This window comes from Psychromonas sp., assembly GCF_041586535.1.
GTDB lineage: Bacteria > Pseudomonadota > Gammaproteobacteria > Enterobacterales > Psychromonadaceae > Psychromonas.
Genome location: NZ_JBFGZY010000002.1, coordinates 1 through 12,466, shown reverse-complemented (window position 1 = coordinate 12,466; position 12,466 = coordinate 1). Strand labels below are relative to the sequence as shown.

General features: G+C 45.9%; 6 protein-coding genes. All 6 read right to left on the bottom strand.

Features of this window, described 5'->3' with window-relative positions:
• Nucleotides 1–2: 2 nt before the first annotated feature.
• The 6 genes from ABZA00_RS00510 to ABZA00_RS00485 all read right to left on the bottom strand — a co-directional run bounded on the left by ABZA00_RS00510 (nucleotide 3) and on the right by ABZA00_RS00485 (nucleotide 12,389).
• Nucleotides 3–698 carry a transglutaminase-like cysteine peptidase gene (locus tag ABZA00_RS00510; RefSeq protein WP_372880181.1) on the bottom strand — a complete coding sequence of 232 codons (696 nt, stop codon included), beginning with the start codon at nucleotides 696–698 and terminating at the stop codon, nucleotides 3–5.
• Between the two features lie 12 nt (nucleotides 699–710).
• Nucleotides 711–1,319 carry an OmpA family protein gene (locus ABZA00_RS00505; protein ID WP_372880180.1) on the bottom strand — a complete coding sequence of 203 codons (609 nt, stop codon included), beginning with the start codon at nucleotides 1,317–1,319 and terminating at the stop codon, nucleotides 711–713.
• Nucleotides 1,316–2,704 (bottom strand): TolC family outer membrane protein, encoded by a 1,389-nt coding sequence (locus ABZA00_RS00500; protein ID WP_372880179.1) that lies wholly within the window; start codon nucleotides 2,702–2,704, stop codon nucleotides 1,316–1,318. Before ABZA00_RS00500 ends, ABZA00_RS00505 begins: the two co-directional genes overlap by 4 nt.
• A gap of 45 nt (nucleotides 2,705–2,749) precedes the next feature.
• Nucleotides 2,750–4,123 (bottom strand): HlyD family type I secretion periplasmic adaptor subunit, encoded by a 1,374-nt coding sequence (locus tag ABZA00_RS00495; RefSeq protein WP_372880178.1) that lies wholly within the window; start codon nucleotides 4,121–4,123, stop codon nucleotides 2,750–2,752.
• Nucleotides 4,120–6,303 (bottom strand): type I secretion system permease/ATPase, encoded by a 2,184-nt coding sequence (locus tag ABZA00_RS00490; RefSeq protein ID WP_372880177.1) that lies wholly within the window; start codon nucleotides 6,301–6,303, stop codon nucleotides 4,120–4,122. The genes ABZA00_RS00495 and ABZA00_RS00490 overlap by 4 nt, the downstream gene beginning before the upstream one ends.
• A 401-nt stretch (nucleotides 6,304–6,704) precedes the next feature.
• A complete protein-coding gene (locus ABZA00_RS00485; RefSeq protein WP_372880176.1) occupies nucleotides 6,705–12,389 on the bottom strand; it encodes a type I secretion C-terminal target domain-containing protein in 5,685 nt (1,894 codons plus the stop codon).
• Between the last annotated feature and the right edge of the window lie 77 nt (nucleotides 12,390–12,466).

The following is a 12,466-nucleotide window of genomic DNA, read 5'->3' as shown; positions in this document are numbered from 1 at the left end:
AGTTACTCCATTCTCAACTTGGGTTGTTTCATCTTTGAAACGCTCAAACGTTGATTTAAATTTGTCCATTTTTGAAGAGATTCCGAATTACCAACCAGCACACCCCGTCCTTTTTCTTTATTAAGCCAAAGTTGTGTACCGTTAAAGCTATAAACAGGATAAAGATCTTGACGCAGATTGGCAGGTTTTATTTCAGCATCTAAATTATCCAGCACTAAAGGCACTGAGGCTGGTGTTTCATAATAGGAAAGCACCATATGATATTGATTAAGTTTCAATGACTTAACCATAGTAATACGCATTTTTCCAGGATCGATACCAAGGGCTAATAATGTAAAATATTTAGCGATTGCAAAGTCTTCACAGTCCCCGCCATTGACACCGATAAACTCAACCGGAGTTGCCCAATAATTACTTTCTCCCCAAAGCCTCTGGTCATCAACGAAGTAGAGCATATTAAAAAATTTATTAACCTCGTTTAATTTTTCCTTTTCGTCTAATCGAACGCTTGAGTGCAATATATTAAACCAGGCTTTACCCCGCTTGGCCGCACGCTCTCCATAATTCAAAGCAAGTGCTCTGATAATTTTTTGCTCATCCAATAACAACGAGAACGGCCTACAAAGCACACCGACACTAATCAGTAGCAGTAAGCCGCCGCATAAATGCGATGATGCTCTACGCAGAGCACTTAGCATCTACAGCCCATATTATTGAGCAGAATCATCAACGCTGTAAATTGTCCATTTCATCCCTTTGTTAATGATTTTAGTGCTGCTTAGCAGCGCGACAATACGGCGATTGCGCGCATGAATCTCTTCCTTATCACCTTCTGCCAGCAGATGCTTAAAGCCATAACCTATTGCGGTGATACGTGTTTTATCTACTGCAAAACGGCTAATAAGAATATCTTTAACCGCTTCTGCACGCTGCAGTGACAAACGGTTATTATATGCCGCACTGCCCTGTTTACTGGTATGTCCCTCAATAGTAAGTTGAGTCTCAGGATATTTTTTCATCATATTTGCTAAAATTGCAATCTCGGAAAAAAACTCTGCAGCCACTTCAGAAGAAGCATTTTCAAAGTTAATCTTTAATTCTTTTTGTAAAACTTGCGTTGTCGTAACACCACAGCCGGTATTATTTATTTGTTCACCAACAACGGTATTCGGGCAATTATCACGCGCTTCAATTACCCCATCACTTTCAAGGTCACTTAAGTCATACTTCTGCAGCGTTGGCTGTTCGGTCATATCGATAACCTGTGTGCTACAGGCTGAAACAAAAAACACTAAAAAAAGAGCAGGAAATTTTTTCATTGAGGTACTCCTCCTTCAAATTGTCGTTCACCCTGCCAGCTGGATGGACGTGTTACACGTAATGCATCAAGCAATACACCCATTGAATTTAAAACACGGTATTGTGCGATTATTTCGTCAAATTCCGCCTCTACATAATCTTTGCGTGCTTGATACAGCTCATTTTCCGTATCCAGCAGATCCAGCAGCGTACGCTGGCCAATTTTAAACTGCTGCTTATAATCAGACTGGGTGTCCTTGGCAGACTCCACATGCATTCTTATATATTTTTTCTGCAGATTTAACTGCTCAAAAGCATGCCAGGAAAGGATAAAACTTTCCCTTACTTCACGGTGGGCATCACGGTTAAGCTCCTTCGCTTCACTCATCTTATAGGCAGTCTCTTTCGCGTATGCCTGATCTTTACCGCCGGAATAAAGGTTGTAGGAAAATCGCACCATGGCCAGCACTTCGTTATTCTCTCCACCGACACCGCTCGAGCGGCCATCAGCACCATCGATATCATTGTAATAATTTGCCTCTACTTCCAGGGTAACCTTGGGATAATAGGCGGATTTAGCCGAATCGTGTTGCGCCAGCGCAGAGTGAATATCATTTTCAGCAGACCTAATCACCGGATGGTTGGCAATCGCGGCTTTAATACCCGCTTCTTCGTCTGCCGGTAACAAAGACGCATCGGGAACCGGAGTCACTAAGTTATCCGGCTGCTGATCAACAACCCGATAAAACATCGCCTTACTGTCTAAATAATTATTTTTTGCGGCAATAAGATTAGAATGCGCATTAGCAAGACGGCCATTTATTTGTGATAAGTCAGCAGAGCTGCTTAAACCTGCATCGGCGCGCTGTTTAATCTGATTATAAATTTCCTGATGAGTAGCAAGGTTTTTTTCTGAAAGTTCGACTAACTGCTCCGCTTTAATTAACTCCACGTAAACTTTACTGATCTGCAGTGCCAAATTTTCCGCACTACTGTGCAGGCGCCACTGCTCAGCACTGGTGGCATAACTGGTACGCTTCACTTCACTACTGGTATGAAAACCGGTGAACAGGTTTTGCTGTAAACTCAGCCCCAGCTCACTGCGGTCGAGACTTTTTGTGGTATCACCATCACCTGCGCTTCTGGTGCTTGGGCTGTCGGTATATTCATAACCGTAGCCCCCAGTGGCATCCAGCGTTGGCCAGTAACCGGCTTGTGCCTGATCAACCTGTTTTTCTTTCACTTTAAAATGCGTATAAGCAATGCGCAGTTCTGGGTGTGTATCTAACGTATGGGCAACCGCCTGCTCCAATGACTGGCTGTTAACCTGCGTAGAAAAAATAACCGCTGAGCATAAAACAGCCGCTATCCCTTTGTGACCTGATTTGAAAGTGTAGGACGTCATCTTAACTCCATTTATTTTGTTTTTATCTTGCTGAGTAATAAAAGTTTAATACTCTCGCAGTGCCATCTCTTTTGCCCTTAAAATGGGGTTTAGAATATATTCAAGTACCGTTCTTTTACTGATCATAACATCGACTGTGGTCATCATACCCGGAATAATCGGCATCTCTTCCTGGTTTCTGTTGCGCATCATCGATTCTGTTGTTCTCACCCGGATAATATAAAAGCTATTGCCCTCCTCATCCTGCGTAGTATCTGCGCTGATATGCTCGACCACCCCTTCCAACCCGCCGTAACGGGTAAAATCATAGGCGGTTACTTTGACTCTCGCCGGCAGACCGACATGAATAAAAGCGATATCCTTGGGGATAATCTTGGCCTCAACCAGCAGCTTATCTTCCGTGGGCACAATTTCTAATAACGCCTGCCCGGGTTTGACCACGCCACCTAAGGTATTGATATGCAGCGTCTTAATAGTACCTACCACAGGCGAAGTAATTAATGCTTTGGAGACTTTATCCTGCACACCAACCTGTGCCTCGGTTATTTTAGAGAAGTCAGATTGTAACTTGTTAAGTTCTGCACGAGCTTCCGCCCGATATTGCAGTACCACCTCACGACGCTTTAATATTGACTCCTGATAAGATGACGCCAATTTAGGTTTTACCAGACGCAGCGCATTTAATTCACCGCTGATATCATTTACCGAGCGCTGCAGTTGTATTAACTCAACTTCCGGAACGATATTTTTCAGGGCTAAGGGACGGGTTAACTTGAGCTCCCGGTTAACCAGTGTCAGGCTGGTTTCCAGAGTGGTTATTTTGGAATTAATCTCCATCATCTCCTGCTGCCGCTGCTCAATCTGCAGTGCATAAATAGCAACCTGATTTTCAAGATTAGTTAACCGCCCTTCATATTCATCCTGCTGACGTAACACTAAACTCATTGCACTTTCTTTAAGATCATCAGGAAACTGTAGGGTTTGTCTGTTGAATTTAATCTGCAGTTGCCAGTCCGGCACATCGGCCACTAAAATACTGCTAAGCTCTGCCCGCAGACGAATAATATCGGCCCGCAAGGCATCAACCTCCTGGTTCTGCTGCGCCATATCCGAGCGGAAACGGGTATCGTCGATACGCGCTAATGATTGCCCTTTTTTAACCAGCATCCCCTCTTTTACATAAAGTTCCTGTAAAATCCCGCCATCAAGGCTCTGAATAACCTGTACCTGGGTTGACGGAATAACCTTACCTTCGCCTCTGGTGACACGATCCAGCTCGGCAAAATAGGCCCACACAAAAAAACAGATAAACAGTGCCGCTAATGACCAAATGGTTAAACGATGAATGCTCGGCGTCTGGGTTAAAATAGCGCCGTAAACATCATCCGCCATCTCTAAATCCTGCTTGCTGATTTTCATGATTTAGTCCCTTTAAAAGCGCTCGCTAATGTGCCATTTTTTAATTGCTCCAAAATGACTTTTTTAGGACCATCTGCAACCAAACGCCCTTTATCCAGCACAATAATACGGTCAACCAGCTGCAGTAGGTGCATTTTATGGGTGATCAACAACATCGTGCGGTTTTGCACGGTTTGGGTCATAGACTGAATAAATAATTTTTCCGCACGCGCATCTAGACTGGCGGTGGGCTCATCGAGCAGCAAAATCTGCGGATCATTTAAAATAGCGCGCGCAAAGGCGACCGCCTGACGTTGACCGCGTGATAAAGATTTACCGCCCTCGCCCACCTGCTGATCAAGCCCTTGTGACTCAAGGTCGGTAAACATACTCACCCCGGACAGTTGTACCGCGCGCATCAGTTGGTATTCCGTCACCTGTCGGGTACCAAATAAAATATTGTCTTTAATGGAACCATGGAACAGGACAATATCCTGCGCCAAATACCCAAAATTACGTCGCAAATCACCGGGATGAATTTGCCCCTGGTGTAATCCATCGTAGCGGATACTGCCCTGGGTCGGTTGAAACAGTCCCAGCAGCACTTTTGCCAGGGTACTTTTCCCCGAGCCATTGCGCCCGATAATAGCGATTTTTTCACCGGGTTTAATACTCAGCGACAGCGGATATAAAGCCGGTTTTTCAACATTCGGATAGTTAAAAGCAACATGCTCCATCACAATATTACCGGCCAGTTTAGCGCGGCTGGCAAGGTGCCCTTTATTTTCAAATTCAGCTTCCTGCTCCATAATGCCGTCAAGCTGCCTCAGGGAAGTGACCGTCTGGTTATAACGGGTCATCAATGCGGCAATTTTTGCCATCGGCCCGATAGCGCGGCTGGACAGCATCACCGCCGCGATAATTGCCCCCATCGAAATCAGCCCTTCGGAAACCCGGTATACGCCAAGTATGATCACCGCAATCACCGTCATCTGCACAATAAAACCGGAAACATTCGCCACGGAATTGGTGATCACCTTGGTTTTTAACTGCCAGTTCGAAGTATGGCCTAGCATCTGCTGCCAGGCGTTCTGTACAATACCTTCCGCACCATTGGCTTTAATAGATTCAATTGCGGATAAACTCTCCACCAAATGACCATGGCGCAGGCCTGAAAACTTATTACTCTCTTCAATGGCACGGCGTAATTTAGGCTGCACCAGCAGGCTGTATCCAAGGATTAAAACCGTGGCAATAATGCAGAACAGCGCCAAATCGCCGGCAACAATCCAGATAATAAACACAAACAGAAAAGAAAAAGGCAGATCCACTAACGCGGTAATGGTCGCCGAGGATAAAAACTCGCGCACATTGTCAAACTCGCCAAGCTGCCTTGCCATCCCGCCAACACTGGCCGCCCTTTTCTCTAGCGGAATGCCGATGATTTTTGCAAAGAGTTTTGAAGACACCTGAATATCAACTTTTTTACCCGCCATATCAATCAGATAACTGCGCAGCTGTTTTAAAATCAGATCAAAGATATAAGCGACAGAACCGCCGATGGCGAGTACCCACAGGGTTTCAAACGCTAAATTGGGCACCACCTTGTCATAAACGTTCATTACAAATAAGGGCGATATTAATGCAAAAATATTAACCAATATCGAAGCGATAATAACATCACGATAAATAGGAATGGACTCGCGAATGGTGTCCCATAACCAATGCTTTTTGGTATCTGCCACATGCACATCAAAATCACGGTCGCCACTGTATTGCTGTTTAATTAAAAACAGATAGCCCACATACACAGACTCCAATGCTTCAATGGTCATCGTCTCTTCACCGCCCGTTTCCGGCAAGGTGACCACAACTTTGTTTGCCTGAATATCTATCTCCTGCAGTACGCAGGCTTTTTGATCTTTGAGCAGTAAAATACAAGGCAATAACATCGCAGGGATATTATCCAGGCTCTTGCGGTTTAATTTTGCACTTAAACCGGCACGGGCGGCCGCCTGCGGCAGCAGTTCCGGCGACAGGTTTACCCCGGTTAAAGGCAAACCGGCAGATAATGCCTCTGCAGAGCAGGGATTGCCGAACGATTCACTGAGCAGCACCAGACAGTCCAGCAGCGGATCTTCTGTACTACGCTGCGTCGCGTTAATTGTCCATTGCTTTGGCTGTGCGGAAGTTTGTTGCATTAAATAAATTACTCTTACAAAAATTTAGGTTCAGAATGCCTGTTTTAACTTAAATAGCAAAGCGAAAATCCCTGCCCGGCATAACATCAGTTGAAAATAACTGTTAAAGCGCAGTTCTGCGCACCAAGAGCAACGCAAATAGTTGCTCTTGGTGCAACAATATCCACTGATATTAATTTTCATGCTTATGTAGATAACTCAGGTTAAGTGTAAACACTTATTTTTTAGCTATTCTTTGCCTAAAAGCTAATATTTTACTGTTTTGGGCCGCGGACTTTAGTCCGCATAAGAAAAAAGAACAATATGCAGACTAAAGTCCGCGCCCCAGATGATTCAGGTAAAAGGTAATAATTACTACAAATATGCTATTACCTGAGCCAACTGCAGAGACATTTTAATTTTTATTCAGGGATATCGAGGATCTCCACAGACTGGTTGATTTCACTGCTATCACTGATTATTAACGCCCCGCTATTATCCGGCTCAAACAGCGCGTTGATAACAGTGACATCATCACTGCCTAAATTCACACCATCAAGAACAATAGTCTGACTAGGCGTGCCTGCGTCAGATGCATCACCATCTGCAAAAATATCGATAGTGGTATTTGTGCCATCAGAAGTAAAATTTAAGAAATCATTAAGGTTATCTCCAAGTTCCACATTCAACAGGTCACTCAGGTCAAGTGTATCCTCAGTAGCATTAAAGTTGCTGATATGGTCACTTACCGTATTATCAGCAGATTGCCAGATAAAGGTATCAGCGCCGTCTCCACCGGTAAATGTATCTTCTCCAGCCCCGGCGGTGAGTACGAGGCTATCGGTGCTGACCTCAACACCCTCTTCAACCTTGAGAGTAACACTGACATCATCCGCATGGGTATAGACATTAAAAGTAACACTGTCTTCAGTCACCGTTGAATTAGAAGTCCAGTTATTACCCGAACCATCCCATGCCAACTCAACTTTATCTGCTGCGTCACCCATAATTTTCAATTCATTGTCACTGTCGGTTAAACCGACCACATCCGCCAGAGTCATTCCCGAGAGGGTATGCGCCGTATTGCCATCGTCATCATCCAAATTGAGATTAATAACCTCAAAATTCTTAACCCGGTCATCATCGAGCACCGCAAAATTTATCATCTCGTTAGCTTCAAGCAACAAAGTATCATAGCCATCACCAGCATCAATTCGCGCAGCACTGCTGTCGTAAATGAACAGATCATCGCCGTCGAGGGTTATAGTCACCAGGCCACTGTCCGTATCACCATCCACATCGGTCACGTTATAAGACAGCACCATATCAAAGTCAACTTCACTGGTAATTGAAGAAATAGACTCAACACCCAGCTTAAATGAGCTGGAGCTGCCACCTTCAAAAACCAGTTTACTGATAGGCAACCCGGAGGACGCTGTAATGGTGTACAGATTGTCTGCACTTAGGTCAGAATTAACAATATTCAGCACATCAACCGTACCCTCAATATCCGTGATGGTAATGGTCAACTCATCCGGGTTACTGCGGCTGGTGTTACTGTCAAAATTGAACAAACTGATAGTCATCTTAGACACTGAATTAGCACTGGAAGTCCCGCTGCCGTCTTCATAGACGGCTCCCGACGCCGCAAAGTCCATGGTCAGTTTATCACCCGCATTCATATTGTTGCTGTCGACACCAATATAATAATTATTGGTATTTACCGTGTTATCGGAAGTGCCGTCCAGAGTATTTTCGCTGGTCAACACGGCGTCCAGGGCGACACTGCCACCGGCATCGTTAAATGTCAGTACGAGACTATCGCCATTACCGCCACCGGGCAGGACAATACCGCCATCAACAGTTTCTTCCACGCTGATCAAATCTGCATTTTGGCTATAGCTCACCGAGGTCTGGCCGTTTGTTTCATCAAGAACAATAGTGACGGTAAAGACCGTGGTTGTTCCGTTATCAATGGAGCCAATAACAGTACCTGCTGCGTCATCAAAAGTCAGTTCAACTGTCTGCCCGTTAACAACCATGTTAGGGAAAACTGTTTTATCTTCATTCCAGGAGAAGGTGTTTGGCGCATCTATTGAGAAATAAGTGGGAATACTATTGGTTAGTGTTCCAGAATCGAAACCCGATTCATTAGAGATCAATATTTCACTATTGCCAATGGTCGGCGCATCATCCGTGGAGACAGGAATAACTGTAGAAGCCGTATCTGTATCTGTCGCCGCTGTTGAAGTCGCGATAATATTGCCGTCACTCATCTCTGCGGATGTTACGGCCGCGGTGAGTGTAAATGCCTCACCCGGCGTCGCAGTGGTCAATACCAGTCCGCTAAGATTAGCTTCTGTCACCAACCATTCGTAGGTACTACCGTTAACCACCTTAGTTACTTCGCTGCCATCTTCCAGTGTCAACACGGCATCGGCAGGCACATCGCTACTGCTGATCAAAATATCCTGCAGGGATTCACTGCCATCAGTATCAGTTAGCGCAACATCGATGTCGATATTGTAGTTATAATATTGAACAGGCGTTTCTACGACAGATACATTATCCAGCAACATACCAAAACCATCCCCCTGGCCTGTATCGTTGTTTTCTTTACCTGCAAAAGAGATCACATCACTACCACCACCAACTGCCGTAAACGTAATCGAACCGACATAGGTACCAGTGTTGGCTCCAGTATCCGTTTCTGTGTAGGTAGACTCTACAGTACCGTTAACTTCCACTTCCATCGTTGCGGTAGCCCCACTATCCGCAAGCCCATACTCAAAGGTTAATGTATATTCTTCGCCCGCTACCAAGTCTAAGGTTTGATCCAAAGTGAAGCTTTTCTTCTTGTCTCCTGATAAGTGTGCAGCATCATCAATTAATTCAATATCAATATTTCCAGTCGAAGCCGTGATCGTCCAGCCATCCAGTGCTGCATCAACAGCACTTCCCCCATTTCCTGATGCAGAAGTATAGTTAGAGAAATCACCATTAGTGATTTTTTCTGACGCATCCTCGCTCACATCGCCATTAGTCGCCTCACCAATAGTGATAGATATCGTCGGTGCGTCAGCAACGGCGCTGACATTTACAGTTGCAATGCCGGTTACCGTCTGACCAACAACGTTGGTTTTACTGTAGGCAAAAGAATCTGTACCAGAAAAGTTAGCATTCGGGGTATAACTGATCACACCGCCAGAATCGCTGAGTGTGCCATTCTCCGGCTGACCAAGAATCTTATAGGTGTAGGTCGTATCATCGCTTAGGACAGCACTCGCAGCCTGGTCTTCGTTTATGGTTATTTCTACGCCCTCAACGATATAGCTGCTACCATCAACCTCTTCACCGTTATTGGCGATACCGCTGTCAGTGGTGGTGGCTATCAGGATAATTTTCTCGTCAGACTCGCTGTTGCCATCACTGTCAGTGCGCACATACACATCAAAACCCTGCGAATAATCATCATCACCTGGAATGGTGATTGTACTGCTGGCAGAGCTAATCCAGGTAATACCGCCATCGATACTGTACTCAAAGTCAGTGCCCAGAATTGCCGCCCCTTTGAATGAGATAGTCACTTCCGTATCGGTGTTTTTCACATCACTGAGACTGATTTCAAAAATACCGGTATTACCCTCACTGATATAACTCGGCGCTTCCACCTGCAATGATGGTTTATCATTGATCGACGTTTCACCGGTAGCACTGATGTTGGCCATATCGTTTTCAGAGTAGCCATTAATACTAGCCGTTAGCGTCAGAGACTCAGCTTCATCAGAAACAATATCGGTTTCGGTTTTAACTTTTACCTCAGCTTTGGTTAAACCTTGGGTGATAGTAATTTGATTGCCCGTAACATCCGTCCAATCACTATAGCTGCCATCACTATTCTGCATCCGGTACTGCAGCGGCGTTTCATAATCATCCACGGCAGTGGCGTCTCCACCAGTACTCAAATCCAATACTGTATCAACTGTGCGAGCAGCACTTAGCTGAATAACAAAAGCCACACTCGATCCTTCGTCTACTGGCGATGGATCAGACACAGAAAGCACATTATTCACGCTATAGGTAATAGTGGCTTGCGCACTGCTGCTGGTGCCATCAGAAACCGTAAAACCAAATACTGAATAGATGTCTGTTGCAGTTTCTTCACTTGCGCTGGTAGTCGTTCCTGTAATATTAGTTTCATCGGTAGCAGGTAAGAACACCAAATAACCGTTTTCAATATCCGTAGCGGAAATCACCTGCTCCAGTATCACTGTATTCCAGTCAGTGCCGTCAAAATGTTTCAACTCACCGTCAGTGGGAAGAGAGGTCACAGTAATAGACGCAAGCTCATCACTTCCATCCACATCACTGAAACTAAAGTCAGCGGTACTTAATTCGTGCGTGCTGTTGGTTGATATATTGATAATATTATTAGCAACGTCAACGGTTGGAACATCATCTACCCCGTTGATTGTGATGCTAATGGTTTGGCTATCTTTACCATCAGCAGTAGTCACCGTATAGGTTTCAACTATCGTTTCATCCGCATCGAGGAACTGTACCAGAGCATTGTCCACTTCATAAGACCAATTTCCGGCCGCATCAGTAACCAAGGCGCCCAATTGAGTCCCTGCTGTATTAGTGCTGCTGGTAAATGTTGCTGTAGGATTAAAGAGTCCGTGATTAATGGTTAAGCTGCCTTCAAGTTCCAGCTGAATATCAACTTCGTCATTACCAACATCGCTATCAGTATCTTCAGTAAGAATACCGCTGGTATCGCCACCTGTAATATCCTGATCTACAGTCTCATCGGCCCTGGTGACTGAATCAGCGTCTGATGCTGAGGTGTTTCCTGCTTGATCTGTAATGCTGGCCGATACATTGAGCGTTACACCCTCTGCTGGCGTTGCCACTGATGTCACATATTGTGTCGCTGTGATCATTGCCGCAGTCAGGATAACCGCCGTCGTTGTGCCGTCGATAGTGACATTCAGCGTATCATCTGCAACCGCTGTTGCCGGTAAATCGATGGTGATATCTGTGTTGCCAGAGATCTCAGCATTGACAAGCGCGCCGTCATTGTTGGTATCTTCTGTAATGGTGACCGTCGGTGCGCCCGGCGCCGTCTCATCGGCTCTTGTCACTGAATCAGCATCTGATGCTGACGTGTTTCCTGCTTGATCTGTAATGGTGGCCGATACATTGAGCGTTACACCCTCTGCTGGCGTTGCTACTGATGTCACATATTCTGTCGCTGTGATCATTGCCGGAGTCAGGATCACTGGCGTCGTTGTGCTGTCGATAGTGACATTCAGCGTATCACCTGCAACCGCTGTTGCCGGTAAAGCGATGGTGATATCTGTGTTACCAGAGATCTCAGCATTGACAAGCTCGCCGTCATTATTGCCATCTTCACTGATCACAACCGTCGGTGCGCCCGTCGCCGTTTCATCGGCTCTTGTCACTGAATCAGCGTCTGATGCTGAGGTGTTTCCAGCTTGATCTGTAATGCTGGCCGATACATTGAGCGTTACACCCTCTGCTGGCGTTGCTACTGATATCACATATTGTGTCGCAGTGATCATGGCCGCAGTCAGGGTCACCGGCGTCGTTGTGCCATCGATAGTGACATTCAGAGTATCACCTGCAACCGCTGTTGCCGGTAAATCGATGGTGATGTCTGTGTTGCCAGAGATCTCAGCATTGACAAGCTCGCCGTCATTATTGCTATCTTCTGTAATGGTAACCGTCGGTGAGCCCGGCGCCGTTTCATCCAAACGGGTAACACTGTCACTGCCGCTCAACGAGGTATTATTCGCCTGGTCGGTCAGGGTTGCTGACACATTCAGGGCCTCACCTTCCGCCGGGGTGGTCACGCTGGTTGTGTATTCGCCCGCCGCGATCATCGCCGCCGTCAGGGTGACGTTGCTGGTCACGCCATCAATGGTGACGTTCAATACATCGTTCTCAACCGCACCACTTGGCAGGCCGATGGTGATATCCGTGTCCCCGCTGATTTCGCTGTTGCTCAGCTCGCCGTCATTATTGCCATCTTCACTGATCACAACCGTCGGTGCGCCCGGCGCCGTCTCATCGGCTCTTGTCACTGAATCAGCATCTGATGCTGACGTGTTTCCTGCTTGATCTGTAATGCTGGCCGATACATTGAGCGTTACACCCTCTG